The organism is Variovorax sp. PAMC 28711 (genome assembly GCF_001577265.1).
Lineage (GTDB): Bacteria > Pseudomonadota > Gammaproteobacteria > Burkholderiales > Burkholderiaceae_C > Variovorax.
The window spans coordinates 2,605,247-2,630,956 of sequence record NZ_CP014517.1; the positions used below are offsets into that span (position 1 = coordinate 2,605,247).

Here is a 25,710-nt window from a genome sequence, read left to right on the forward strand (position 1 = left end):
CCGTTATCTTCCGGACTCGTTCATCCAAGACGCGGGAACACAGCCACCATGAAAATTTTGATCGCCGACGACCACCGGCTCGTCATCGAGGCGGTCAAGGCCAAGCTGGCAGAACTCGAGCCCGGCATCGACTTCGTGCTGGCAATGAGCGTCGACGAATTGCTCGCCAGTGCGTCCGACGACCTCGATCTCGCCGTGATCGACCTCAACATGCCCGGCGCGAACGGGCATGCGCACATCGACGAAATGCGCAAGCGCCATCCGGCGGTGCCCGTCATCGTGTTGTCGGGCTACGAAGACCCGGCCATCATGCGTACCGCGCTCGAACACGGCGTGCTCGGCTTCATCCCGAAAGCGTATTCGCCCGAGGTCATGCTCTCGGCCGTGCGACTGGTGCTGGCCGGCGGCGTCTACGTGCCGCCGATGATGCTGTCGGCGCTGCCGCCCGGCATCGTGGCGGGCGTGCCGGCGATCGAAGCGGCGCGCAGCGCGACGCCATCGCCCGCCCACACGCTCGACCACCTGCGCAACGTGCTCACCGAGCGACAGGTCGAAGTGCTGCAACTTCTGTCGCAGGGCAAGCCCAACAAGCTGATCGGGCGCGCGCTCGGCATCAGCGAGGGCACCGTCAAGATCCACCTGGCGGCGATCTTCCGCGCACTCAATGTGCGCAACCGGACCGAAGCGGTCGTGGCCGCACAGACGCTGTCCGAAGCCTGAATCGATCGGCGAGCCCGCTATCCTTGCGGGCCTATGCAGCACTTCGACCTTTCTCTTTTTGACGCCGCCATCGTCGATCTCGATGGCACTCTGGTCGACACCGTCGGCGATTTCGTCGCCGCACTCAACGGCATGATGGGCGACTTGTCGCTGCCGCCGGTGACGGCCGAGGTCGTGAAACCGATGGTCGGCAAAGGCTCGGAGCACCTCATTCTTTCGGTGCTGGGCCATGTGCTGGGCGCTTCGGAGCGAGCGCGTGCCGAGGCGCTCTACGACGGTGCCTGGGCGCGCTACCAGCACCACTATCTGGGCATCAACGGCCAGCATTCGACGGTTTATCCGGGCGTGCTCGAGGGTCTGCAGGCCTTGCGCGCGCGTGGCCTGCGCCTGGCGTGTCTCACCAACAAGCCGACCGATTTCGCCAAGCCGCTGCTCGCGGCCAAGGGGCTCGACGGTTTCTTCGAGGTCGTGTTCGGCGGCGATGCGTTCGCGCGCAAAAAGCCCGACCCGCTGCCGCTCCTGAAGACCTGCGAGCACCTGGGCATCACGCCGGCGCGCACGCTGATGATCGGCGACTCCAGCAACGACGCCCGCGCGGCGCGTGCCGCAGGTTGTCCGGTCGTGCTGGTGAGCTACGGCTACAACCACGGCGAGCCAGTGCGCGGCGTCGATGCCGATGGTTTCGTCGACTCGCTGGCGGAGCTTGGCCGGGCCCTCTGAGGGCGCCACCGGAGCTTCGCGCGAGGCTTTGCGGCCCGCAAACCCGCTGCTACACTGGCGCCCGCATGTTCGTTCACCACCTCATTCAGACAGGGCAAGGCCGCCGGGGAGCCTGGCTTTGGCGTCGCCCATCGACGCAGCCTGTTTGACAGCACGGCGCATGCCGTGCGCTCCCGGTTCCGGATCGCACTGACGTCTGGACCTCCTCGTGAATGAACCGCCACCGGCCGATCGAGCGCCGGCCGGCAGACGGAAAGAGACACCGTGATCACCGAACTCGAATTCAAAAGCCTCAGCGCGCAGGGCTACAACCGCATCCCGCTGATGGTCGAGGCCTTCGCCGACCTCGAAACCCCGCTCTCGCTCTACTTGAAGCTCGCGCACACCAAGGACGGCGGCAAGTACAGCTTTTTGCTGGAATCCGTGGTCGGCGGCGAGCGCTTCGGCCGCTACAGCTTCATCGGCCTGCCGGCCCGCACCTTTCTCCGCGCCAGCGGCTTCGGCGCCGCGGCCCGCACCGAAGTCGTGACCGACGGCGCTGTGGTTGAAACGGCCGAAGGCAATCCGCTCGATTTCATCGAGGCGTACCAGAAGCGTTTCAAGGTCGCGCTGCGGCCCGGTCTGCCGCGTTTTTGCGGCGGCCTCGCAGGCTACTTCGGCTACGACGCGGTGCGCTACATCGAGAAGAAGCTCGAGAACAGCTGCCCGCCGGACACGCTCGGCTGCCCGGACATCATGCTGCTGCAGTGCGAGGAACTGGCGGTCATCGACAACCTCTCGGGCAAGCTCTATTTGATCGTCTATGCCGATCCGACGCGGCCCGAGGCGTACGCGAATGCCAAGCGCCGATTGCGCGAGCTGCGCGACCAGCTGAAGTACTCGGTCGCGGCGCCGCAGGTCAAGCAAAGCCAGGCGCATCCGGCCGAGCGCTCGTTCGCCAAGGCCGACTACCTGGCGGCTGTCGAACGCGCCAAGGAACTGATCGCTGGCGGCGACTTCATGCAGGTGCAGGTCGGCCAGCGCATCAGCAAGCGCTACACCGAGTCGCCGCTCTCGCTGTACCGCGCGCTGCGCTCGATGAACCCGTCGCCCTACATGTTCTTCTACAACCTCGGCGATTTCCATGTCGTCGCGGCCTCGCCGGAAATCCTGGTGCGACAGGAGAACATGCCCGACGGCCAGCAGAAGGTGACGATTCGCCCGCTCGCCGGCACGCGGCCCCGCGGTGCGTCGCTCGAACTCGACAAGGCCGCCGAAGTGGAGCTCATCAACGATCCGAAGGAGCGCGCCGAGCACGTGATGCTGATCGACCTGGCGCGCAACGACATCGGCCGCATCGCGAAGATCGGCACCGTGAAGGTGACCGAGGCGTTCGCCGTCGAGCGCTACAGCCATGTGATGCACATCGTGAGCAACGTCGAAGGCACGCTGAAGGACGGCATGACCGCGATCGACGTGCTGAAGGCGACCTTCCCGGCCGGCACGCTCACCGGCGCGCCGAAGGTGCACGCGATGGAGCTCATCGACCAGCTCGAGCCGATCAAGCGCGGCCTCTACGGCGGCGCCTGCGGCTACATCAGTTATGCCGGCGACATGGACGTGGCGATCACCATCCGCACCGGCATCATCAAGGACCAGGTGCTGCACGTGCAGGCTGCAGCCGGCGTGGTGGCCGACTCGGTGCCCGAGCTGGAATGGAAAGAAACCGAAGCCAAGGCGCGCGCGCTGCTGCGGGCGGCCGAACTGGTCGAGGAGGGGCTGGAATGAGTGTTCACGAAAGCGTCAACGACTTCTCGCACGAAATCATCGGTGCGGCGGTCGAAGTGCAGCGCGTGCTGGGCACGGGGCTCGTCGAATCCGCCTACGCCGCGGCGCTCGAAGTGGAACTCGCCGAGCGCGAGATCGGCTTCCAGCGCGAGGTGCCGCTGTCGGCGCACTACAAGCAGCGCGACCTGGGCGAGGTGTATCGCGCGGGTTTCGTGATCGAGCAGTCGGTCATCGTCGAGCTGCGTGCGGTCGACGTGCTGACCGACCTGCACCGCGCCCAGGTCATGGCGGCCTTGCGCCTGTCGGGCCTCAAGCTCGGGCTGCTCATCAACTTCAATGTGTTCCCCGTCGTCAAGGGCGTCCACCGGATCGTGAGCAAGCCATGAAAGTCTTGATGATCGACAACTACGATTCGTTCACTTTCAACATCGTCCAGTACCTGGGCGAGCTGGGCGCCGAGGTCGAGGTGGTGCGCAACGACGAGATCGACGTGGCGCAGATCGGCGAGCGCATCGCGGCCGGCGTCACGCGGCTGGTGGTGTCGCCCGGCCCTTGTTCACCGGCCGAAGCGGGCGTCTCGGTGCCGGCCATCGAGGCCTTCGCGGGCCAGCTGCCGATCCTCGGCGTGTGCCTCGGCCACCAGGCCATCGGCGCGGCCTTCGGCGGCAAGATCGTGCGCGCGCAGCAGCTCATGCACGGCAAGACCAGCGAGATCACGACGACACGCGAAGGGGTGTTCGCCGGCTTGCCGGAACGTTTCACGGTGAACCGCTACCACTCGCTGTCGATCGATCGATCGAGCTGCCCGAAAGAACTGGCGCTGACCGCCTGGACCGACGACGGCGAAATCATGGGCGTTCGCCATACCGGCTTCGCGCACGACGTTCGGATCGAAGGCGTGCAGTTCCACCCCGAATCCATCCTCACCGAGCACGGCCACGCCATGCTCAAGAACTTCCTGGACTGACGCCATGACTCATGTCGACCTTCGCAGCGACACCGTGACTCAGCCGACCCCCGCGATGCGCGCGGCGATGGCCGCCGCACCACTCGGCGACGACGTGTTCGGCGCCGACCCGAGCGTCAACGCGCTGCAGGAAAAGATCGCCGCGATGCTCGGCTTCGAGGCCGCGCTGTTCGTGCCCACCGGCACGCAGAGCAATCTCTGCGCGATCCTCTCGCACTGCGGCCGCGGCGACGAATACATCGTCGGCCAGCAGCAGCACAGCTACCGCTGGGAAGGCGGCGGCGCCGCGGTGTTCGGCAGCGTGCAACCGCAACCGCTCGACCACGCGCCCGACGGCACGCTGCCGCTCGCGCAGATCGAAGCGGCCATCAAGCCCGACGACGCGCATTTCGCGCGCACGCGGCTGCTCGCGCTCGAGAACACGCTCGGCGGCAAACTGCTGCCCTTCGAATACGTGCAGGCCGCGACCGCGCTGGCGACCTCGAAAGGGCTGCAGCGACACCTCGACGGCGCGCGGCTTTTCAACGCCGCGACCGCACAGGCCGCGAAGACGAAGGGCGACCCGCGCGCCGAAGCGCGGCGCATCGCGCAGTGCTTCGACAGCGTCTCGGTCTGTTTCAGCAAGGGCCTCGGTGCGCCGATCGGCTCGGCGCTGTGCGGCTCGACCGAATTCATCGCACGTGCCCACCGCATCCGCAAGATGGCGGGCGGCGGCATGCGCCAGGCCGGGCTGCTCGCCGCGGCGGCATCGCATGCACTGGATCACCACATCGACCGGCTCGCCGACGACCACGCGCTGGCGCAGCGACTCGCGGCAGGCCTGGCCGGCATCGACGGGCTCACGGTCGAGGCGCCGCACACGAACATCGTGTTCGTCGACCTGACCGGTGCGGCGCAGGCGCGTTCATCGGAACTGCTCGCCAGTCTGAATGCGCAGGGCATTCTGGCGACGGGGCTTTATCGCCTGCGCTTCGTGACGCACCTCGATGTCGACGCCGCCGGCGTGGACCGCGCTGTGGCCGCGATCCGAACCTTCTTTCACTCTTGATGGCCCGAGGAGGCCCCGCATGATCACCCCCCAGGAAGCGCTGCAGCGCACCATCGAACACCGCGAAGTGTTCCACGACGAAATGCTGCACATCGTGCGGCTCATCATGAGCGGAGAGTGCTCGCCCGTGATGATGGCGGCGCTCATCACCGGCTTGCGCGTCAAGAAGGAAACCATCGGCGAGATCACCGCGGCAGCGCAGGTGATGCGCGAGGTGTCGACCAAGGTGCCAGTGAAGGATCGCACGCACCTCGTCGACATCGTCGGCACCGGCGGCGATGGCTCGCACACCTTCAACATCTCGACCTGCTCGATGTTCGTCGCCGCGGCCGGCGGCGCCAAGGTGAGCAAGCATGGCGGCCGCAGCGTATCGAGCAAGTCGGGCAGCGCGGACGTGCTGGAGTCGCTCGGGGTCAACATCAACCTCAAGCCCGAACAGATCGCGCAGTGCATCGAGGACGTGGGCATCGGCTTCATGTTCGCGCCGAACCACCATCCCGCGATGAAGAACGTCGCCCCGGTGCGCAAGGAGCTCGGCATCAAGACGATCTTCAACATCCTCGGCCCGCTGACCAATCCGGCCGGCGCGCCGAACATGTTGATGGGCGTGTTCCATGCCGACCTCGTGGGCATCCAGGTGCGCGCGCTGCAGCGCCTGGGCACCGAGCACGCGCTGGTCGTCTACGGCCGCGATGGCATGGACGAAATTTCGCTCGGCGCGGCCACGCTGGTCGGCGAACTGAAGGACGGCGAGATTCGCGAATACGAACTGCATCCCGAAGACTTCGGCTTCGCGATGTCGAGCAACCGCGCGCTGCGCGTCGAGACGCCGGAGCAGTCGAAGGCGATGCTGATGAGCGTGCTCGACGACCAGCCGGGCCCGGCGCGCGACATCGTCGTGCTCAACGCGGGCGCGGCGCTCTATGCGGCCAACGTGGTCGACTCCATCGCCGCGGGTATCGAGCGTTCGCGCGCGGTGCTGGATTCCGGCGCGGCGAAGGCGAAGCTCGTGGCACTGGTCAAGGCCACCACTGAAGCGAAGGCGAACTGAACATGTCCGACATCCTCGACAAGATCGTCGCCGTGAAGCACCACGAAGTGGCGGCCGCGAAGCAGCGCACGCCGCTCGAAGCGATCCGCTTCGATGCCGAGAGCCGTGTGCTCACGCGCGATTTCGAAGGCGCCATGCGCGCCAAGATCGCCGCGGGTCACGCCGCGGTGATCGCCGAGGTCAAGAAGGCGAGCCCAAGCAAAGGCGTGATTCGCGCCGACTTCATTCCGGCCGACATCGCGCAGAGCTATGCCGAAGGCGACGGCGAGATCAGCGCGGCCTGCCTTTCGGTGCTGACCGACAAGCAGTTCTTCCAGGGCGGCATCGACTACCTGAAGCAGGCGCGCGCCTCGTGCGAGCTGCCGGTGCTGCGCAAGGACTTCATGGTCGATGCCTGGCAGGTTTACGAGTCACGTGCGATCGGCGCCGACGCGATCCTGCTGATCGCCGCGGTCCTCGACGACGCGCAGATGAAGGACTTCGAGGCGATCGCGCACGGGCTCGGCATGGCGGTATTGGTGGAGGTGCATGACGAGGCCGAACTCGCGCGCGCACTGAAGCTGAAGACGCGGCTGGTCGGCGTGAACAACCGCAACCTGCGCAACTTCGAGGTGTCGATCCAGACCACGATCGATCTTCTGCCGAAGGCGTCGTCGGACCGCCTGCTGGTCACCGAATCGGGCATCGCGACGCGCGAAGACGTTGCCACCTTGCGGGCTGCGGGCATTCACGCTTTTCTGGTGGGCGAGACCTTCATGCGCGCACCGGAACCCGGCGAGGCGCTCGCCGAACTTTTCACGTGAGCGCGCTGGACCAGCTCACGGCGGCCGATCCTGTGCAATGGCCCGTGGCCGCGGGCTGGAAGGCGCTTGTCGATGTTTTCTTCGCCGACACCGTCGGGCAGAAGCTGCTCGGCTTTCTCGAAGAACGCATCGCGGACGGCGCGTCGATCTTTCCCCCGCAGCCCCTGCGTGCGCTCGAACTCACGCGACCCGAAGACGTGCGGGTGGTCATCCTCGGCCAGGACCCGTACCACGGCCGCGGGCAGGCCGAAGGCCTGGCGTTTTCAGTGGCGCCCGGCGTCAAGGTGCCGCCGTCGCTGCGCAACATCTTCAAGGAGCTGCAGCGCGACCTCGGCACGCCGCCACCGCCCTTTCCGCTACCGGGCGGAAGTCTCGTGAAATGGGCGACGGAGGGCGTGTTGCTGCTCAACACGTGCCTCACGGTGGAAGAAGCGCAGCCTGCAAGCCATGCCGGCCGCGGCTGGGAAGTGCTGACCGACGCGGTGATTCGCCACGTCGCGTCCGGTGAGCGGCCGGTGGTCTTCATGCTGTGGGGCGCGCTCGCGCAAAGCAAGCGCGCGTTGATCGATTCGACCCGCCACAACGTGCTGATGGCCAACCATCCGTCGCCGCTGTCCGCGATGCGGGCGCCCGTGCCGTTCATCGGCTGCGGGCACTTCGGTCAGGCGCGTGCCTGGCGGGAGGCGCGTGACGACGTTTCTTCGCTGGGCAGGTAGTCGCCTTCGATGTCGACCGTGCTGCGCTTGCCGAGCGCGGTGAAATGGGTCGCCAGCCATTCGGCAGCGGCGAGCCGGCCGCTCTCGAAGAGCCGGTCCATCTGCGCCGAGTCGGTCGAGAGCTTGCTGGACGCGGGCAGCGTGTCCGCGGCACTGCCGAGGTCGATGCGGTGCAGGCGCATGGGCCGGTATTGCGCGCCTTCCTGCAGGCGTCCATCGGCGAGACGCTCGTTGGTGAAGGCGATGCTGCGCATCTGCGACATGAGGCTCGCATTGAAGGCGAGTTCGTTCATGCGCATCGTGATGTCCTGCGGGGTGTGCGGGGTCTCGGCGTGCGTCAACGGGTTCAGCTGCACCAGCACGATGTCGGCGCTGTCGCAGCCGTTCACGAGCGGTTGGAGGGCGGGGTTGGCGGAAAAGCCGCCGTCCCAGTAGTCCTCGCCGTCGATGGTCACGGCCTGGAACACCGTCGGCAGGCAGGCCGAGGCCATCACGGCAGACAGCGTCAGACGCTCACCGTGAAAGATCTCGGCACGGCCGGTCCTGACCTGCGTCGCCGACACGAAAACGCGCGGCGCGCCGGGTTGGGACAACGCCGCAAAGTCGATTTCCTGGCCGAGCAGCGAGCGCAGCGGGTTGATGTCGAGCGGGTTGATCTGGTAGGGCGAAGCCCAGCGACTGGCCGTGTCGACGCCCAGGCTGGCGCGCAGACGCTCGCCACTGGCGCCGCCCAGCAGCAGGCGGGCAAAACGCTGTGCCATCGCGCCCGGCGCGCCCAGGCTGGCCACGCGGCGCCACACGCGTTCCAGCGCCTTGCGCGCGGCTGCGCGTGCCGCGGCTTCGTCCCCGCCGGCCGCACGGGCCGTGGCCAAGCCGTGCGCCATGGCCACGGCGTTGACCGCCCCGGCGCTGGCGCCGCTGATGCCGTCGAAGGTGAGCCGGCCGTCTTCGAGCAGGGCATCGAGGACGCCCCAGGTGAAAGCGCCATGGGAGCCGCCGCCCTGGAGCGCCAGGCTGACAGCGCGTCGCTTTGACGGCGGACGGACGGGGGAGGGCGTCTGGAGGGAGTGCATGCGAAACATTCTGCGCCGCTACGTCGTTCAGAGTCAGGGTAAACCCTGGTCTATCTGTGAGCTTATGCCGCTTTCGAGGGCGCATTTCGCTTCTGGCACAATCGCGGCCGTCGGTTCGAACCCACGAGTGCCTCGATGCGGCGCGTGGGGGTTCGCTGATGCCTCGGAAACATGCTATATTCCGAGGTTCGCCGGAGAGGTGGCCGAGTGGTTAATGGCAGCAGACTGTAAATCTGCCCTCTTACGAGTACGCTGGTTCGAATCCAGCCCTCTCCACCAGCGATGAATTTGGTTTTCAAAGAGCGTTTGGATTTCGCGCTTGGGTGTATCGAATGCCCCCGATGCGGGAGTAGTTCAATGGTAGAACCCCAGCCTTCCAAGCTGATGACGCGGGTCCGATTCCCGTCTCCCGCTCCAGAAATCCGGTTTGCCGCAGGATGCGAATTTGGTTAGCAATGCCCTTTTGGCTCAGTGGTAGAGCACCCCCTTGGTAAGGGGGAGGTCGCGGGTCCGATTCCCGCAAAGGGCACCAGTTTTCTTGGGGTGCAACGGCGTCGTTGCTTCTCAACTCGGCGTATTGATCGTTATTTCTTCGGAGCGAAAAAATGGCAAAAGGCAAGTTCACCCGCACCAAGCCCCACGTCAACGTGGGCACCATCGGCCACGTCGACCACGGCAAGACCACGCTGACGGCTGCGATCGCAACCGTTCTGTCGGCCAAATTCGGCGGCGAAGCCAAGGCGTACGACCAGATCGACGCGGCACCTGAAGAAAAGGCCCGCGGCATCACCATCAACACCGCCCACGTCGAATACGAAACGGCCAACCGCCACTACGCCCACGTCGACTGCCCCGGCCACGCTGACTATGTGAAGAACATGATCACCGGCGCCGCGCAAATGGACGGCGCCATCCTGGTCTGCTCGGCAGCCGACGGCCCGATGCCCCAGACCCGCGAACACATCCTGCTGGCCCGCCAGGTCGGTGTCGGCTACATCATCGTGTTCCTGAACAAGTGCGACATGGTCGACGACGCCGAGCTGCTCGAACTCGTCGAGATGGAAGTGCGCGAGCTCCTCGACAAATACGACTTCCCGGGCGACGACACCCCCATCATCCACGGCTCGGCCAAGCTTGCCCTCGAAGGCGACAAGGGTCCCCTGGGTGAAGAAGCCATCATGAAGCTGGCCGACGCCCTCGACACCTACATTCCCCAGCCAGAACGCGCCATCGACGGTGCCTTCCTGATGCCTGTGGAAGACGTGTTCTCGATCTCCGGTCGCGGCACCGTGGTGACCGGCGCCGTCGAGCGCGGCATCATCAAGGTCGGCGAAGAAATCGAAATCGTCGGTATCGCTGCCACCCAGAAGACCACCTGCACCGGCGTGGAAATGTTCAGGAAGCTGCTCGACCAGGGCCAGGCCGGCGACAACGTCGGCGTGCTGCTGCGCGGCACCAAGCGTGAAGACGTCCAGCGCGGCCAGGTGCTGTGCAAGCCGGGTTCGATCAAGCCGCACACCCACTTCACCGCTGAAGTCTATGTGCTGAGCAAGGACGAAGGCGGCCGTCACACGCCGTTCTTCAACAACTACCGCCCGCAGTTCTACTTCCGCACGACGGACGTGACCGGTGCGATCGAGCTGCCTGAAGGCAAGGAAATGGTCATGCCCGGCGACAACGTCAGCATCACCGTCAAGCTGATCAACCCGATCGCCATGGAAGAAGGCCTGCGCTTCGCCATCCGCGAAGGCGGCCGCACCGTGGGCTCTGGTGTCGTGGCCAAGGTTCTCGCTTAAGAGATTCCGGAGGGGTATAGCTCAATTGGCAGAGCGTCGGTCTCCAAAACCGAAGGTTGTAGGTTCGATTCCTACTGCCCCTGCCACGCAGGTGGCCTCCGAAAAAAGTCCGTCGTGAACCGACGGCAAGGCAGAAAAAGCCCATCGTGACCCGATGGGCTTCGGCGTCTCAAGAAGGCGCATTGAATTGATGGTCGAAAGGCCGCAGGAAACCAGCCGAAAATGGCCACTACTCAAATCGAAACCGTGAGCACGAGCGCCGACAAAGCCAAGTTGGCGGGTGCGGTACTGCTCGCGGTGGGCGCCATCGTGGCGTTCTATCTGCTCGCGCGCCAAGGCTCGCTGGTGCAGTGGGCCGCCCTGCTCGTGGGCCTGGCGGCGGCCGTCGGCGCCTTCGCAAGTTCGGAGAGTGGTCGTCAATTGCTGGCGTTCGGCCGCGATTCGTGGCGCGAAGTCAAGAAAGTCGTCTGGCCAACCCGCAAGGAAACGATGCAGATGACGGCTTACGTGTTTGCCTTCGTGGCAGTCATGTCCGTTTTCCTCTGGCTCACCGACAAGACGCTCGAATGGGTGTTTTTTGACCTCATCTTGGGCTGGAGAAAATAATGACCGACGACATCGTTGAAGAAGCCGTGCCGCAGGAAAACCCCTCGGCGATGCCGGCCGCCGCCAACCCGGATCTGCGCTGGTACGTGGTGCATGCCTATTCGGGCATGGAGAAGGCGGTCGAGCGCAACATCGTCGAGCGCATCACGCGCGCGGGCATGCAGGACAAGTTCGGCCGCATCCTGGTGCCGACCGAAGAAGTCGTTGAAATCAAGAACGGCCAGAAGCGCACCACCGAGCGTCGCTTCTTCCCGGGTTACGTGCTGGTCGAAATGATCATGGACGACGAGAGCTGGCATCTGGTCAAGCACACCAACAAGGTCACCGGCTTTGTGGGTGGTGCCAAGAACCGGCCGGCCCCGATTTCGCAAAAAGAGGTCGAAGACATCGTCAACCAGATGCAGCAAGGCACCGAAAAGCCGCGCCACAAGGTCGAATTTGTCGTAGGCGAATTCGTGCGCGTGAAGGACGGTCCGTTCACCGACTTCAACGGCACGATCGAAGACGTCAACTACGAGAAGAGCAAGGTGCGCGTGTCGGTCATGATTTTCGGCCGCGCCACGCCCGTCGAGCTCGAGTTCAGCCAGGTCGAGAAGACATAAACAGACGATCACAAGGCCTTGCGGCCTTGAGTTTTTGTGGTTCGCGCCCCCTCGACTCGGTGCGAACATTGTTGAAAGAGTCGTTAACCCCCGGGGAGCTGCGGCGAAAGCCAATGCGTTATCACCCGCAAGGAGTCAGTCATGGCGAAAAAAATCGTCGGCTTCATCAAGCTGCAAGTGCCAGCTGGTAAGGCCAACCCGTCCCCACCGATCGGTCCCGCATTGGGTCAACGCGGTTTGAACATCATGGAGTTCTGCAAGGCGTTCAACGCGCAGACCCAGGGCGTCGAGCCCGGCCTGCCGCTGCCGGTGGTGATCACCGCTTTCGCGGACAAGAGCTTCACCTTCGTCATCAAGACGCCGCCCGCCGGCATCCTGATCAAGAAGGCCATCAAGATCGACAAGGGTTCGGCCACGCCGCAATCCGCCAAGGTCGGCAAGATCACGCGCGCACAGCTCGAAGAGATCGCCAAGACCAAGATGAAGGATTTGACCGCTGCCGATCTGGACGCGGCCGTTCGCACCATCGCCGGCACCGCCCGCTCGATGGGCGTGACTGTGGAGGGCGTGTAAATGTCCAAGCTGACCAAGAAACAAAAAGCATCCGCCGGCAAAGTCGACAGCAACAAGCTGTACGCACTGGTGGAAGCCATCGGCCTCGTCAAGGACGCTGCCACCGCCAAGTTCGATGAATCCATCGACGTGGCCGTGCAACTCGGCATCGATGCGAAGAAGTCGGACCAGGTCGTGCGTGGCGCCGTCGTGCTGCCCAACGGCACCGGCAAGACCAAGCGCGTGGCGGTGTTCGCCCAGGGCGCCAAGGCCGAAGAAGCCAAGGCCGCCGGTGCCGACATCGTCGGCATGGACGACCTCGCTGCGATGGTGAAGGCTGGCGACATGCCTTTCGACGTGGTGATCGCCGCGCCGGACGCCATGCGCGTGGTCGGTACGCTGGGCCAGATCCTCGGCCCGCGCGGCTTGATGCCCAATCCGAAGGTCGGAACGGTCACGCCGGACGTCGCACAAGCCGTGCGCAACGCCAAGGCAGGCCAGGTGCAGTTCCGCGTCGACAAGGCCGGCATCATCCACGGCACGATCGGCCGTCGCTCGTTCGACACCGACAAGCTGCAAGGCAATCTCGTGGCGCTGATCGACGCACTGGTGAAGGCCAAGCCGGCCACCAGCAAGGGCGTCTTCCTGCGCAAGGTGGCGGTGTCGTCGACGATGGGTCTGGGTGTCCGCGTGGACACGCAATCCATCTCGGTGAGCTGATCAAGTAATTTGCGCCACCCGTCAAACGGTGGCGCGATGTGGTGGGTCGCGGCAGCTTCGGTTGCCGTGGGCCATCCAAGACCGCTGGTGTGCAGGGCAGCCTGCACTTAATTGCTCCGTCGTTGCACGAAGCGATCAGCGCAGATGGCGATCCCGCCGCAAAGGATTTGTTTCCTGAACGGTTGGTCGCTGCATGTAGCGCGTTCCGAGGCCCCGGCCGACGACGCATTAAAAGGAGTAGACCTTGAGTCTGAATCGCAGTGAGAAAGAAGCGGTCATCGGTGACGTGACCAGCCTCGCCGCAAAAGCTCAAACGCTCGTTCTGGCGGAGTACCGTGGCATCACGGTTGCCGATATGACCAAGTTGCGCAACGAAGCGCGCAGCAAGGGCGTGACGCTCAGCGTGTTTAAGAACACGTTGGCACGCCGTGCTGTCGCGGGTAGCGCATTCGAAGTCCTCGGTGACCAGATGACCGGTCCGCTGATCTACGGTTTTTCCGTCGATGCCGTGGCTGCTGCGAAAGTGGTGGCCGATTTCGCGAAGACCAACGACAAGTTGGTGATTCGCGCTGGCGCATTCGGCGGCAAGATTCTGGACGTGAACGGCGTGAAGCAACTGGCCAGCATTCCTTCGAAGGAAGTGTTGTTGGCGCAATTGCTGGGCTTGATGCAGTCCCCCATTTCCCGTACCGCTCGCGTTCTCGCGGCGTTGGCGGCGAAACGCGGCGAAGGCACGGCAGAAGCAGCAACCGATGCACCTCCGGCAGAAGCCGAAGCGCAGCCCGCGTAAGCCGGCTTGCGTTTGAACATTTCAACCCAATTGTTAGGAAACAAAAATGGCATTCGATAAAGACGCATTTCTGACCGCGCTCGACAGCATGACGGTCCTGGAACTCAACGAGCTGGTGAAAGCCATCGAAGAGAAGTTTGGCGTGAGCGCTGCCGCCATGGCAGGCCCCGCTGCTGCTGCCGGCCCTGCCGCGGTCGCTGAAGAGCAAACCGAATTCAACGTCATGCTGATGGAAGCTGGCGCGAACAAGGTGTCGGCGATCAAGGCCGTGCGCGAAATCACCGGCCTGGGCCTCAAGGAAGCCAAGGACTTGGTGGAAGCCGCTCCCAAGGCTGTCAAGGAAGGCCTGTCGAAGGCTGACGCTGAAGCCGCCAAGAAGAAGCTGGAAGATGCCGGCGCCAAGGTGGAACTGAAGTAATTCAGTTTCCCTGAAGGGCTGGAGGTGCTCGGAAGAGCCCTCCAGCCTTTGCCGCTTTCAGAGCGCACCCACAAGCCGACGTCGCGACGCGGTTTATGAGTGTCTTCTGACCCCGACTGCAGAAGACCCCTTGGTTCGGGTGATGTGCAATGCATCACCGTCCGCCAGGGCTGGTAGTGGCCAGCCGCCAAGCGCGATGCGAAAGCATCGACCCCAAGTCGCGCAAGATCTCAAGCCCCGGAGCTCCCATGGCCCAAACGTCCGCGTACAGCTACACAGAACGCAAGCGCATCCGAAAAAGTTTCGGTAACCGCGACAGCGTCGTCGAAATCCCCTACCTGCTGCAAATGCAGAAGGACGCGTACACCGCGTTCCTGCAAGCGGGCATCAACCCGCAAAAGCGCACCGTCGAGGGCCTCCAGGCCGCGTTCGACGCCGCGTTCCCGATCGTCTCGCACAACGGTTTTGTCGAGATGAAGTTCCTCGAGTACAACCTGGCGAAGCCGGCGTTCGATGTGCGTGAATGCCAGACCCGTGGTCTGACTTTCGCCTCGGCCGTGCGCGCCAAAGTCCAGCTCATCATCTATGACCGCGAGTCGTCGACCTCGCAGTCGAAGGTGGTCAAGGAAGTGAAGGAACAAGAGGTCTACATGGGCGAAGTGCCGCTCATGACCGAAAAGGGTTCGTTCATCATCAACGGCACCGAGCGCGTCATCGTGTCGCAGCTGCACCGTTCGCCGGGCGTGTTCTTCGAACACGACAAGGGCAAGACGCACAGCTCGGGCAAGTTGCTGTTCTCGGCCCGCGTGATCCCTTACCGCGGTTCGTGGCTCGACTTCGAATTCGACCCGAAGGACATGCTGTATTTCCGCGTCGACCGCCGCCGCAAGATGCCGGTCACGATCCTGTTGAAGGCCATCGGCCTGAACCCGGAATCGATCCTCGCGAACTTCTTCGTGAACGACAACTTCCGCCTGATGGACAGCGGCGCGCAGATGGAGTTCGTCTCCGAGCGCCTGCGCGGTGAGGTCGCCCGTTTCGACATCACCGACAAGTCCGGCAAGGTCGTGGTCGCCAAGGACAAGCGCGTCACCGCGCGCCACACCCGCGAACTGGAAGAGTCGAAGACCACGCACATCAGCGTGCCGGAAGACTTCCTGGTGGGTCGCGTCATCGCCCGCAACATCGTCGACGCCGACTCCGGCGAAATCCTGGCCAAGGCCAACGACGAGCTGACCGAAGCGCTGCTGAAGAAGCTGCGCACCGCCGGTGTCCAGGACGTCCAGGTGATCTACACCAACGAACTGGACCAGGGCGCGTACATCTCGCAAACGCTGCGCATCGACGAGACCGTCGACGAGTTCGCTGCGCGCGTGGCCATCTACCGCATGATGCGTCCCGGCGAGCCGCCGACGGAAGACGCGGTGCAGGCCCTGTTCCAGCGCCTGTTCTACAACCCGGACACGTACGACCTGTCGCGCGTCGGCCGCATGAAGTTCAATGCCAAGGTCGGCCGCGACGAGTCGACCGGCCCGATGGTGCTGACCAACGAAGACATCCTGGCCGTGGTCAAGATCCTTGTGGACCTGCGCAACGGCAACGGCGAAGTCGACGACATCGACCACCTCGGCAATCGCCGCGTGCGTTGCGTCGGCGAACTCGCCGAGAACCAGTACCGCACCGGCCTGGCCCGCATCGAGAAGGCCGTGAAGGAACGTCTGGGTCAGGCCGAGCAAGAGCCGCTGATGCCGCACGACCTGATCAACAGCAAGCCGATCTCGGCCGCGCTGAAGGAATTCTTCGGCGCCTCGCAGCTGTCGCAGTTCATGGACCAGACGAACCCGCTGTCCGAAATCACCCACAAGCGCCGTGTTTCGGCCCTTGGCCCGGGTGGTCTGACGCGCGAGCGTGCCGGCTTCGAAGTGCGCGACGTGCACGTGACCCATTACGGCCGCGTCTGCCCGATCGAAACGCCTGAAGGCCCGAACATCGGACTGATCAACTCGCTGGCCCTGTATGCCCGCTTGAACGAATACGGCTTCATCGAAACGCCGTACCGTCGCGTGGTCGACAGCAAGGTCACGATGGACATCGACTACCTGTCGGCCATCGAAGAAGGCAAGTACGTCATTGCCCAGGCCAACGCGGTCCTGGACAAGGACGGCGTGCTGACGGGCGACCTGGTTTCCGCGCGTGAAGCCGGCGAGTCGATCCTGGTCGGCGCCGAGCGCGTCCAGTACATGGACGTGTCGCCTGCGCAGATCGTGTCGGTGGCCGCATCGCTCGTGCCTTTCCTCGAGCACGACGATGCAAATCGCGCGCTCATGGGCGCCAACATGCAGCGTCAGGCCGTGCCGGTGCTGCGCCCCGAAAAGCCGTTCGTCGGCACCGGCATCGAGCGCGTGTCCGCGGTCGACTCCGGCACCGTCGTGACCGCGACCCGCGGTGGCGTGGTCGACTATGTCGACGCGACCCGTGTCGTGGTGCGCGTGAACGACGCCGAAGCGGCGGCCGGTGAAGTCGGTGTGGACATCTACAACCTGATCAAGTATCAGCGTTCGAACCAGAACACCAACATTCACCAGCGCCCGATCGTCAAGCGTGGCGACCACATCGCCAAGGGCGACGTGGTGGCCGACGGCGCCTCGACCGACCTCGGCGAACTGGCCCTCGGCCAGAACATGCTGATCGCGTTCATGCCGTGGAACGGCTACAACTTCGAAGACTCGATCCTGATCTCCGAACGCATCGTGGCCGAAGACCGCTACACCTCGATCCACATCGAGGAACTGGTGGTGATGGCCCGTGACACCAAGCTGGGTGCCGAAGAAATCACGCGCGACATCCCCAACCTGGCCGAGCAGCAGCTCAACCGCCTCGACGAATCCGGCATCATTTATGTCGGCGCCGAAGTGCAGCCGGGCGACACGCTGGTGGGCAAGGTCACGCCGAAGGGTGAGACCACGCTGACGCCGGAAGAGAAGCTGCTTCGCGCGATCTTCGGCGAGAAGGCTTCCGACGTGAAGGACACCTCGCTGCGTGTCGACCAGGGCTCGCAAGGCACCGTGATCGACGTGCAGGTGTTCACCCGCGAAGGCATCACGCGCGACAAGCGCGCCCAGCAAATCATCGACGACGAGCTCAAGCGCTTCCGCCTCGACCTGAACGACCAGTTGCGCATCGTCGAAGCCGACGCGTTCGACCGGATCGAAAAGCTGCTGAACGGCAAGGCGGCCAACGGCGGCCCGAACAAGCTGGCCAAGGGCACCAAGCTCGACAAGGCCTACCTGGCTTCGGTCGAGAAGTTCCACTGGTTCGACATTCGTCCGGCCGACGACGAAGTCGCTTCGCAACTCGAATCGATCAAGAACTCGCTGGAGCAGACGCGCCACAGCTTCGACCTGATGTTCGAAGAAAAGCGCAAGAAGCTCACGCAGGGCGACGAGCTGCCCGCGGGCGTGCTCAAGATGGTCAAGGTCTACCTGGCCGTCAAGCGCCGCCTGCAACCCGGCGACAAGATGGCCGGCCGTCACGGCAACAAGGGTGTCGTGTCCAAGATCGTCCCGGTCGAAGACATGCCCCACATGGCCGACGGCACACCGTGCGACATCTGCCTGAATCCGCTGGGCGTGCCTTCGCGCATGAACGTGGGCCAGGTGCTCGAAGTGCATCTGGGCTGGGCCGGCAAGGGCATCGGCCAGCGCATCGGCGACATGCTGCAAGCCGAAGCCAAGGTGGCCGAAGTGCGCAAGTTCATGGATCAGTTCTACAACGGCTCCGGCCGCAAGGAAGACCTGGCCCAGCTCACCGACAGCGACGTGCTCGCGATGGCCGCCAACCTGGCGACCGGCGTGACCTTCGCGACCCCGGTGTTCGATGGCGCGTCGGAAGAAGAAATCCGCGGCATGCTGAAGCTCGCCTATCCGGACGACATCGCCAAGCTCAAGGGTCTGACCGACACGCGCACGCAGGCCTACCTGTACGACGGCCGCACGGGCGACCAGTTCGAGCGCCCGGTCACGATCGGCTACATGCACTTCCTGAAGCTTCACCATCTGGTGGACGACAAGATGCACGCGCGCTCGACCGGTCCGTACTCGCTGGTCACGCAGCAACCGCTGGGCGGCAAGGCCCAGTTCGGTGGTCAGCGTTTCGGCGAAATGGAAGTGTGGGCGCTGGAAGCCTACGGCGCTGCGTACGTGCTGCAGGAAATGCTCACGGTGAAGTCCGATGACGTGGTGGGCCGTACCAAGGTCTACGAGAGCATCGTCAAGGGCGAACACTCCATCGAAGCCGGCATGCCGGAATCGTTCAATGTGCTGGTCAAGGAAATTCGTTCCCTCGGCCTCGACATCGAACTCGAACGTTCTTAAGCAGACAAGGAAAGAGTCACATGAAGTCATTACTCGACCTGTTCAAGCAATTCACGCCCGATGAGCATTTCGATGCCATCAGCATCCGCATGGCTTCGCCAGAGAAGATCCGCTCGTGGTCTTTCGGCGAAGTGAAGAAGCCGGAAACGATCAACTACCGCACCTTCAAGCCCGAACGCGACGGCCTGTTCTGCGCCAAGATCTTCGGCCCCATCAAGGACTACGAATGCCTGTGCGGCAAGTACAAGCGCCTGAAGCACCGCGGTGTCATTTGCGAGAAGTGCGGCGTTGAAGTCACGCAGACCAAGGTTCGCCGCGAGCGCATGGGTCACATCGACCTGGCCGCACCGTGCGCGCACATCTGGTTCCTGAAGTCGCTGCCGTCGCGTTTGGGCCTGGTGCTCGACATGACGCTGCGCGACATCGAACGCGTGCTGTATTTCGAAGCCTATGTGATCACCGACCCCGGCATGACCCCGCTGAAGAAGCGCGACATCATGTCGGAGGACGACTTCGACGCCAAGCGCAAGGAATACGGTGACGAGTTCACCGCCAAGATGGGCGCCGAAGGTATCAAGGACCTGCTGGAAGGCATCGAGCTCGACAGCGAGATCGAACGCCTGCGGGGCGACCTGACCGGCTCCGAAGTCAAGGTCAAGAAGAACTCCAAGCGCCTCAAGGTGCTCGAGGCTTTCCGCAAGTCGGGCATCAAGCCCAACTGGATGGTGCTCGACGTGCTGCCAGTGTTGCCGCCGGACCTGCGTCCGCTGGTGCCGCTGGACGGCGGCCGCTTCGCGACCTCCGACCTGAACGACCTGTACCGCCGCGTCATCAACCGCAATTCGCGTCTGCGCCGCCTGCTGGAGCTCAAGGCCCCGGAAATCATTGCGCGCAATGAGAAGCGGATGCTGCAGGAAGCGGTCGACTCGCTGCTGGACAACGGTCGTCGCGGCAAGGCCATGACGGGCGCCAACAAGCGCGCGCTGAAGTCGCTGGCCGACATGATCAAGGGCAAGAGCGGTCGTTTCCGCCAGAACTTGCTGGGCAAGCGCGTCGACTACTCGGGCCGCTCGGTCATCGTGGTGGGCCCGACGCTCAAGCTGCACCAGTGCGGCTTGCCCAAGCTGATGGCGCTCGAACTGTTCAAGCCGTTCATCTTCTCGCGCCTCGAAGCCATGGGCATCGCGACGACGATCAAGGCCGCCAAGAAGGAAGTCGAATCCGGCACGCCGGTGGTGTGGGACATCCTGGAAGAGGTGATCAAAGAGCACCCGATCATGCTGAACCGTGCGCCCACGCTGCACCGTTTGGGCATCCAGGCCTTCGAGCCGATCCTGATCGAAGGCAAGGCGATCCAGCTGCACCCGCTCGTTTGCGCGGCGTTCAACGCCGACTTCGACGGTGACCAGATGGCCGTCCACGTGCCGTTGTCGGTCGAAGCGCAGATGGAAGCCCGCACCCTGATGCTGGCCTCCAACAACGTGCTGTTCCCGGCCAACGGCGAACCGTCGATCGTGCCGTCGCAAGACGTGGTGCTGGGTCTGTACTACACGACCCGCGACCGCATCAACGGCAAGGGCGAGGGCCTGATCTTCTCCGACATCGGCGAAGTCCAGCGCGCGCTCGACGCCGACGTGGTCGAGCTCACCGCCAAGGTTGCAGTGCGCATCACCGAGTACGCCAAGGACAAGGAGACCGGTGAGTTCACCGCGTCCACGTCGCTGGTCGACACGACCGTGGGCCGTGCATTGCTGTCCGAGATCCTGCCGAAGGGCCTGCCGTTCTCGAACATCAACAAGGCGCTGAAGAAGAAGGAAATCTCCAAGCTCATCAACGTCTCGTTCCGCAAGTGCGGCCTGAAAGAGACCGTGGTGTTCGCCGACAAGCTGCTGCAGAACGGCTTCCGTCTCGCGACGAAGGCCGGTATCTCCATCGCCATCGACGACATGCTCGTGCCGGCTGAAAAGCACGACATCATCGAGCGCTCGGCCAAGGAAGTGAAGGAGATCGAAAAGCAATACGTCTCCGGTCTCGTGACCTCCGGCGAACGCTACAACAAGGTGGTGGACATCTGGGGCAAGGCCGGCGACGACGTCTCGCGCGTGATGATGGCCAAGCTCTCGAAAGAGAAGACGACCGACCGTCATGGCAAGGAAGTCGAGCAGGAATCGTTCAACTCGATCTACATGATGGCCGACTCGGGTGCGCGCGGCTCCGCTGCGCAGATCCGCCAGGTCGCCGGCATGCGCGGCCTGATGGCCAAGCCTGACGGCTCGATCATCGAGACGCCCATCACCGCGAACTTCCGCGAAGGTCTGAACGTGCTGGAGTACTTCATCTCCACCCATGGTGCCCGCAAGGGTCTGGCCGACACCGCGCTGAAGACCGCGAACTCGGGCTACCTGACGCGTCGTCTGGTCGACGTGACGCAGGACTTGGTGGTGATCGAACAGGACTGCGGCACGCACGGCGGTTACCTGATGCGCGCCATCGTCGAAGGCGGTGAAGTCATCGAATCGCTGCGCGACCGAATCCTCGGCCGCTCGGCAGCCGAAGACGTGCTGCATCCGGAAAACCGGGCCGTGCTGCTCAAGGCCGGCGAGATGTTCGACGAAGACAACATCGAAGTGCTGGAAGCCCAGGGCGTCGACGAAGTCAAGGTGCGCACCGCGCTCACGTGCGAAACGCGCTTCGGCATCTGCGCGACCTGCTACGGCCGCGACCTGGGTCGTGGCGGCCTGATCAACATCGGCGAAGCGGTCGGCGTGATCGCCGCGCAGTCGATTGGCGAGCCCGGCACGCAGCTGACGATGCGGACCTTCCACATCGGCGGTGCGGCATCGCGTGCGGCGGTCGCTTCCAGCGTGGAAGCCAAGTCGAACGGTTCGATCGGCTTCAACGCGACGATGCGCTACGTGACCAATAGCAAGAGCGAGTTGGTCGTCATCTCGCGTTCGGGCGAAATCGTGATTCACGACGAGCACGGCCGCGAGCGTGAACGCCACAAGGTGCCTTACGGCGCCATCCTGGCGATCAAGGCAGATCAGCAGGTCAAGGCCGGCCACGTGTTGGCCAACTGGGATCCCCTCACGCGCCCGATCATCACTGAGTTCGCCGGCAAGGCGCAGTTCGAGAACGTCGAAGAAGGTCTCACCGTCGCCAAGCAGGTGGACGAAGTGACCGGTCTGTCGACGCTGGTCGTGATCGATCCGAAGCGCCGCGGCGCCACCAAGGTCGTGCGTCCGCAGGTCAAGCTGATCGATGCCTCGGGCGTCGAGGTGAAGATCCCTGGCACCGACCACTCGGTGACGATCGGCTTCCCGATCGGCTCGCTGGTTCAGGTGCGCGACGGCCAGGATGTGGGCCCCGGCGAAGTGCTGGCCCGCATTCCGGTCGAAGGCCAGAAGACGCGCGACATCACCGGCGGTCTGCCGCGGGTGGCCGAGCTGTTCGAAGCCCGCTCGCCGAAGGACAAGGGCATGCTGGCCGAGATGACCGGTACCGTGTCGTTCGGCAAGGAGACCAAGGGCAAGATTCGCCTGCAGATCACCGATCCCGAAGGCGGCGTCTACGAAGACCTCGTGCCCAAGGAAAAGAACATCCTGGTGCACGAAGGCCAGGTGGTGAACAAGGGCGAGTCCGTGGTCGACGGTCCGGCCGATCCGCAGGACATCCTGCGCCTGCTGGGCTCCGAAGAACTCGCGCGCTACATCGTGGACGAAGTGCAGGACGTGTACCGTTTGCAGGGTGTGAAGATCAACGACAAGCACATCGAGGTGATCGTTCGCCAGATGCTGCGTCGCGTCGTGGTGGACAACATCGGCGACACGAACTACATCTCCGGCGAACAGGTCGAACGCAGCGAAATGCTCAACACCAACGACGCCCTGCGCGCCGCTGACAAGATCCCCGCGACGTTCACCAACCTGCTGCTCGGTATCACGAAGGCCTCGCTCTCGACCGACTCGTTCATCTCCGCGGCGTCCTTCCAGGAAACGACGCGCGTGCTGACCGAAGCCGCGATCATGGGCAAGCGCGACGAGCTGCGCGGTCTGAAGGAAAACGTCATCGTCGGCCGCCTGATTCCTGCGGGCACCGGCATGGCGTACCACCAGGCACGCCGGGCCAAGGACGCGATGGACGATGCCGAGCGCCGCGCGATCGCCGAATCGGAAGCCGCCGAACTGGCCGGCCAGTCCGAGGAAGCGACGACCGCGACGGTCGACGCTGGCGAAGGCGCTGCAGCCGAATAACTGGTTAGCATCGCGGGACCATGACCGGTCCCACATGCCCCCCAACCGCTCGCGGTCGGGGGGCATTTTTCTTGGGGCGATGCCCGTCGTGAACGCGCTGCCCGACTCGCTGGTGAGCTGGATCGTGGCGGCGCTGCTGCTCTTCTGGTTCGTCGGTGCCTACAACCGGTTGATGCGACTGCGCTCGGCGGCGCTGCAAAGCTACGCCACGCTGGACGCTGCGCTGGTTCGCCAGCTTGAATTCACCCAGGCCGAATCGTCGGCCGCGGAAGAAAGTGCGGGCGACGCGGCCGGGGAGGACGCTTCGACCCGCGCCTCGCTGCGCGCCGCGACCGCCCAACTGACCACCTTGCTGGCCGGCACGCGCTTGCAGCCGCTCGACCCCGAACGAATCGCCGCGCTCGGCACGGCGCTGCGCGCGTTGCTCTCGGCTTGGCAGCGCCAGCATCCGGATTCGATGGTGAGCTTCGACGCCGACGGCATGCTCTCGCGCCCGGCACCGCTCGGCGGGATCGACGAGGCGCCGTCTGCCAACATGCCCATTGCGTGGCCCGAGCCCTCGGCGGCGGCGGAGATCGCGCGCAGCCATTTCAATCTGGCCGTGCGCGCTTACAACCAGGGCATCGGGCAGTTCCCTGCGCTCCTGGTGGCGTGGATCATGCGACTCCGGCCGGCGGCGCCGTTGCTCTGAAGCGCGCGCCCGACGACGGGCGGCGTTGGTTACCATCGAAGACTTGTCAGACCTCTCACTTCCACCTTCCTCATCGCAATTGCAACCGCCGCTCTGGCGCCAGTTGCAGCTTGCCGCCACCGCGCTTGCGGCCATCCGCAGCGGCGTGTCGGGCACGGTGGCGTTCGAGAACGTCGAAGCTGCCTTGCGCCCCGGCGTCCAGTCGCTCGGCTTCCAGGTCCTGCGCTGGCTGGGCCGCGCCGAGGCGCTGCGCCGGCACCTCGCCAAACGAACCCCGCCGCCAGCCGCCGACGCGTTGCTGTGCACCGCGCTCGCTCTGGCCTGGGATCCGGCAAGCGCCCCCTACGAGCCGTTCACGCTGGTCGACCAGGCCGTCGAAGCGGCCAAGCGCAATCCGGCCACCCGTGCGCAGGCCAGTTTCATCAACGCGTGCCTGCGGCGTTTCCTGCGCGAGCGCGACGAACTGGTCGAGGCGACCGAACGCGAGCCGGTGGCGCAGTGGAACCACCCGCGGTGGTGGATCGAGCGGCTGCGGCGCGACCATCCCCGCGACTGGCAGCGCGTGCTCACGGCCGACAACCTGCAGGCGCCCATGACGCTGCGAATCAACCGGCAGAAAACCGATTTCGCGGCTTATCAGCTCGCGCTCGCCGCCATGGATCTGATTGCCAAGCCGGTCGGGCTGGCCGGGCTGCAGCTGTCGCGTGCGCGCCCGGTCCAGCAGCTTCCGGGTTTTGCCGAGGGCGAGGTGTCGGTCCAGGACGCCGCTGCCCAGATGGCTGCGCCGCTGTTGCTCGAGGGCCTGGATCTCGCCGTCGGCGCACCGCTGCGCGTGCTGGATGCCTGCGCCGCGCCCGGCGGCAAGACGGCGCATCTGCTCGAGCTGGCGGCCGGCCGCGATCTGGAAGTGATTGCGCTCGAAATCGATGCCCACCGCAGTCGACGCATCGACGAAACGCTGGCACGACTGGGGTTGACGGCCCAGGTGGTCATCGCCGATGCCGCGCGCCCGGAGAAGTGGTGGGACGGCACGCCGTTCGACGCCATCCTGCTCGACGCGCCCTGCACCGCATCGGGCATCGTGCGGCGGCATCCCGACGTGCGGTGGCTCCGCCGGGAGAGCGACATCGACCAGCTCGCGGCACAGCAGGCCCAGTTGCTGGCGGCGCTTTGGCCGCTCGTGCGTGCAGGCGGCCGGCTCCTCTATTGCACCTGCTCGGTTTTCCGGGAAGAGGGTTCGCACCAGATCGATGCGTTCCTTGCGCACAACACCGATGCCCGATTGCGGCCATCGCCCGGCCATTTGCTGCCCCAAAGCACGGGGAATGGTCATGGCGTCCCGGACAATCAATTGGGTGAACACGACGGCTTCTTCTACGCCCTGCTTGAAAAGCGCCCCGGTTGAGGCGTGCGCGCTCGCCTTGAGCCGGCGCGAACTCATCGCGGTGGCCGCCGTTACCCTGGCAGGCGGGCTGGGCACCTTCGCCGTTCCCGCGCTCGCGCAGGCGCCTCTGGCGTCGGTGACGCAGATGCGGCTGGAAGAAGGCGACGACGGCGTCTACCTCACGGCGGCGGTGCAGTTCGAGCTGCCGGCCGGCGTCACCGAGGTGCTGGAAAAGGGCATCGCCATCTTTTTCGTGGCCGAAGCCGAACTGTTCACCGAACGCTGGTACTGGGCGGACCGCCGCGTGGCGCGGGTCATGCGCCACATGCGGCTCGCCTACCAGCCCCTGACGCGGCGGTGGCGTCTCAACGTGTCGTCAATGCCCATCACCAATACGGGGCTCGGTGTTTCGCTCAATCAGAATTTCGAAAACCTGACCGATGCGCTCGACGTGGTGAAACGCATCGGCCGCCTGCGGCTGGGCGACCGGGCCGAGATCGCCGACGACGGGAGCGCGCACCCGGTGGCGTTCAGTTTTCGGCTCGACACCTCCCAGCTGCCCCGTCCGTTCCAGATCGGCGTGGCCGGTCAGGCGGACTGGAACATCGTGGCGGCGCGCACCGAACGCCTGCTGCTGGAGAAGCTGAAGTGAGCACCGAG

At 64.6% G+C, this 25,710-nt stretch carries 22 protein-coding genes and 4 tRNA genes; 25 read left to right on the forward strand and 1 reads right to left on the reverse strand.

Going from position 1 to position 25,710, the window contains the following annotated elements:
* Positions 1–48 precede the first annotated feature (48 nt).
* From AX767_RS12670 to AX767_RS12710, 9 genes are all read left to right on the forward strand, one after another.
* Positions 49–720, forward strand: coding sequence for a response regulator (locus AX767_RS12670; protein ID WP_068631675.1), 672 nt, complete (start codon positions 49–51; stop codon positions 718–720).
* A gap of 33 nt (positions 721–753) precedes the next feature.
* Positions 754–1,440, forward strand: coding sequence for a phosphoglycolate phosphatase (locus tag AX767_RS12675; RefSeq protein WP_068631676.1), 687 nt, complete (start codon positions 754–756; stop codon positions 1,438–1,440).
* Positions 1,441–1,704: 264 nt separating this feature from the next.
* A complete protein-coding gene (trpE, locus tag AX767_RS12680; protein WP_068631677.1) occupies positions 1,705–3,207 on the forward strand; it encodes an anthranilate synthase component I in 1,503 nt (500 codons plus the stop codon).
* The gene (locus AX767_RS12685) at positions 3,204–3,593 is read left to right on the forward strand and encodes a GxxExxY protein (protein WP_068631678.1); all 390 of its coding nucleotides are present in this window, start codon (positions 3,204–3,206) and stop codon (positions 3,591–3,593) included. The genes trpE and AX767_RS12685 overlap by 4 nt, the downstream gene beginning before the upstream one ends.
* Positions 3,590–4,174: an anthranilate synthase component II gene (locus tag AX767_RS12690; protein WP_068631679.1), complete on the forward strand. Its 585-nt coding sequence runs from the start codon at positions 3,590–3,592 to the stop codon at positions 4,172–4,174. The genes AX767_RS12685 and AX767_RS12690 overlap by 4 nt, the downstream gene beginning before the upstream one ends.
* A gap of 4 nt (positions 4,175–4,178) precedes the next feature.
* Positions 4,179–5,222, forward strand: coding sequence for a low-specificity L-threonine aldolase (gene ltaE, locus AX767_RS12695; protein ID WP_068631680.1), 1,044 nt, complete (start codon positions 4,179–4,181; stop codon positions 5,220–5,222).
* Between the two features lie 19 nt (positions 5,223–5,241).
* On the forward strand, positions 5,242–6,273 hold the full coding sequence (gene trpD / locus AX767_RS12700) for an anthranilate phosphoribosyltransferase (RefSeq protein ID WP_068631681.1): 1,032 nt from the start codon (positions 5,242–5,244) through the stop codon (positions 6,271–6,273).
* A 2-nt stretch (positions 6,274–6,275) separates the two neighbouring features.
* Positions 6,276–7,076, forward strand: a complete 801-nt coding sequence (trpC, locus tag AX767_RS12705; protein ID WP_068631682.1) for an indole-3-glycerol phosphate synthase TrpC — start codon at positions 6,276–6,278, stop codon at positions 7,074–7,076.
* The gene (locus AX767_RS12710) at positions 7,073–7,792 is read left to right on the forward strand and encodes a uracil-DNA glycosylase (protein WP_068631683.1); all 720 of its coding nucleotides are present in this window, start codon (positions 7,073–7,075) and stop codon (positions 7,790–7,792) included. The genes trpC and AX767_RS12710 overlap by 4 nt, the downstream gene beginning before the upstream one ends.
* Here the strand turns inward: AX767_RS12710 and AX767_RS12715 are convergent.
* Positions 7,738–8,865 carry a patatin-like phospholipase family protein gene (locus tag AX767_RS12715; protein ID WP_068633659.1) on the reverse strand — a complete coding sequence of 376 codons (1,128 nt, stop codon included), beginning with the start codon at positions 8,863–8,865 and terminating at the stop codon, positions 7,738–7,740. The genes AX767_RS12710 and AX767_RS12715 overlap by 55 nt on opposite strands.
* Before the next feature lie 193 nt (positions 8,866–9,058).
* Between AX767_RS12715 and AX767_RS12720 the strand changes: the two genes are divergently transcribed.
* From AX767_RS12720 to AX767_RS12795, 16 genes are all read left to right on the forward strand, one after another.
* Positions 9,059–9,144 (forward strand) — tRNA-Tyr (locus AX767_RS12720).
* Between the two features lie 64 nt (positions 9,145–9,208).
* Positions 9,209–9,282, forward strand: a tRNA-Gly gene (locus tag AX767_RS12725).
* A 40-nt stretch (positions 9,283–9,322) separates the two neighbouring features.
* Positions 9,323–9,397 (forward strand) — tRNA-Thr (locus tag AX767_RS12730).
* A gap of 73 nt (positions 9,398–9,470) precedes the next feature.
* The gene (tuf, locus tag AX767_RS12735) at positions 9,471–10,661 is read left to right on the forward strand and encodes an elongation factor Tu (protein ID WP_068630553.1); all 1,191 of its coding nucleotides are present in this window, start codon (positions 9,471–9,473) and stop codon (positions 10,659–10,661) included.
* Between the two features lie 10 nt (positions 10,662–10,671).
* A tRNA-Trp gene (locus AX767_RS12740) sits at positions 10,672–10,747 on the forward strand.
* A 136-nt stretch (positions 10,748–10,883) separates the two neighbouring features.
* Positions 10,884–11,267: a preprotein translocase subunit SecE gene (gene secE / locus AX767_RS12745; protein ID WP_068631684.1), complete on the forward strand. Its 384-nt coding sequence runs from the start codon at positions 10,884–10,886 to the stop codon at positions 11,265–11,267.
* Positions 11,267–11,869, forward strand: coding sequence for a transcription termination/antitermination protein NusG (gene nusG / locus AX767_RS12750; protein WP_068631685.1), 603 nt, complete (start codon positions 11,267–11,269; stop codon positions 11,867–11,869). The genes secE and nusG overlap by 1 nt, the downstream gene beginning before the upstream one ends.
* 141 nt (positions 11,870–12,010) lie before the next feature.
* A complete protein-coding gene (gene rplK, locus AX767_RS12755) occupies positions 12,011–12,442 on the forward strand; it encodes a 50S ribosomal protein L11 (RefSeq protein ID WP_068631686.1) in 432 nt (143 codons plus the stop codon).
* Positions 12,443–13,141, forward strand: a complete 699-nt coding sequence (gene rplA, locus AX767_RS12760) for a 50S ribosomal protein L1 (RefSeq protein WP_068631687.1) — start codon at positions 12,443–12,445, stop codon at positions 13,139–13,141. It begins immediately after the preceding gene.
* A 244-nt stretch (positions 13,142–13,385) separates the two neighbouring features.
* Positions 13,386–13,931, forward strand: a complete 546-nt coding sequence (gene rplJ, locus AX767_RS12765) for a 50S ribosomal protein L10 (protein ID WP_068631688.1) — start codon at positions 13,386–13,388, stop codon at positions 13,929–13,931.
* Positions 13,932–13,977: 46 nt separating this feature from the next.
* A complete protein-coding gene (rplL, locus tag AX767_RS12770; protein ID WP_068631689.1) occupies positions 13,978–14,349 on the forward strand; it encodes a 50S ribosomal protein L7/L12 in 372 nt (123 codons plus the stop codon).
* A gap of 248 nt (positions 14,350–14,597) precedes the next feature.
* Entirely contained in the window at positions 14,598–18,722 is a 4,125-nt protein-coding gene (rpoB, locus tag AX767_RS12775; protein ID WP_068631690.1) for a DNA-directed RNA polymerase subunit beta, read from the forward strand.
* 20 nt (positions 18,723–18,742) lie between these two features.
* Positions 18,743–22,975: a DNA-directed RNA polymerase subunit beta' gene (gene rpoC, locus AX767_RS12780; protein WP_068631691.1), complete on the forward strand. Its 4,233-nt coding sequence runs from the start codon at positions 18,743–18,745 to the stop codon at positions 22,973–22,975.
* 79 nt (positions 22,976–23,054) lie between these two features.
* The gene (locus AX767_RS12785) at positions 23,055–23,666 is read left to right on the forward strand and encodes a LemA family protein (protein ID WP_237288448.1); all 612 of its coding nucleotides are present in this window, start codon (positions 23,055–23,057) and stop codon (positions 23,664–23,666) included.
* A 79-nt stretch (positions 23,667–23,745) separates the two neighbouring features.
* On the forward strand, positions 23,746–25,071 hold the full coding sequence (gene rsmB, locus AX767_RS12790; protein WP_068631692.1) for a 16S rRNA (cytosine(967)-C(5))-methyltransferase RsmB: 1,326 nt from the start codon (positions 23,746–23,748) through the stop codon (positions 25,069–25,071).
* On the forward strand, positions 25,022–25,702 hold the full coding sequence (locus tag AX767_RS12795) for a DUF4390 domain-containing protein (protein ID WP_443082748.1): 681 nt from the start codon (positions 25,022–25,024) through the stop codon (positions 25,700–25,702). The genes rsmB and AX767_RS12795 overlap by 50 nt, the downstream gene beginning before the upstream one ends.
* The last annotated feature ends 8 nt before the right edge of the window (positions 25,703–25,710 follow it).

Coding starts and splice junctions, on each gene's coding strand:
- tuf (WP_068630553.1), top strand. CDS start 9,471: ATGGCAAAAGGCAAGTTCACCCGCACCAAGCCCCACGTCAACGTGGGC.
- AX767_RS12715 (WP_068633659.1), bottom strand. CDS start 8,865: ATGCACTCCCTCCAGACGCCCTCCCCCGTCCGTCCGCCGTCAAAGCGA.
- trpC (WP_068631682.1), top strand. CDS start 6,276: ATGTCCGACATCCTCGACAAGATCGTCGCCGTGAAGCACCACGAAGTG.
- AX767_RS12670 (WP_068631675.1), top strand. CDS start 49: ATGAAAATTTTGATCGCCGACGACCACCGGCTCGTCATCGAGGCGGTC.
- trpD (WP_068631681.1), top strand. CDS start 5,242: ATGATCACCCCCCAGGAAGCGCTGCAGCGCACCATCGAACACCGCGAA.
- AX767_RS12685 (WP_068631678.1), top strand. CDS start 3,204: ATGAGTGTTCACGAAAGCGTCAACGACTTCTCGCACGAAATCATCGGT.
- rplK (WP_068631686.1), top strand. CDS start 12,011: ATGGCGAAAAAAATCGTCGGCTTCATCAAGCTGCAAGTGCCAGCTGGT.
- secE (WP_068631684.1), top strand. CDS start 10,884: ATGGCCACTACTCAAATCGAAACCGTGAGCACGAGCGCCGACAAAGCC.
- rplL (WP_068631689.1), top strand. CDS start 13,978: ATGGCATTCGATAAAGACGCATTTCTGACCGCGCTCGACAGCATGACG.
- AX767_RS12690 (WP_068631679.1), top strand. CDS start 3,590: ATGAAAGTCTTGATGATCGACAACTACGATTCGTTCACTTTCAACATC.
- rpoB (WP_068631690.1), top strand. CDS start 14,598: ATGGCCCAAACGTCCGCGTACAGCTACACAGAACGCAAGCGCATCCGA.
- nusG (WP_068631685.1), top strand. CDS start 11,267: ATGACCGACGACATCGTTGAAGAAGCCGTGCCGCAGGAAAACCCCTCG.
- ltaE (WP_068631680.1), top strand. CDS start 4,179: ATGACTCATGTCGACCTTCGCAGCGACACCGTGACTCAGCCGACCCCC.
- AX767_RS12785 (WP_237288448.1), top strand. CDS start 23,055: ATGCCCGTCGTGAACGCGCTGCCCGACTCGCTGGTGAGCTGGATCGTG.
- rpoC (WP_068631691.1), top strand. CDS start 18,743: ATGAAGTCATTACTCGACCTGTTCAAGCAATTCACGCCCGATGAGCAT.
- AX767_RS12675 (WP_068631676.1), top strand. CDS start 754: ATGCAGCACTTCGACCTTTCTCTTTTTGACGCCGCCATCGTCGATCTC.
- rplA (WP_068631687.1), top strand. CDS start 12,443: ATGTCCAAGCTGACCAAGAAACAAAAAGCATCCGCCGGCAAAGTCGAC.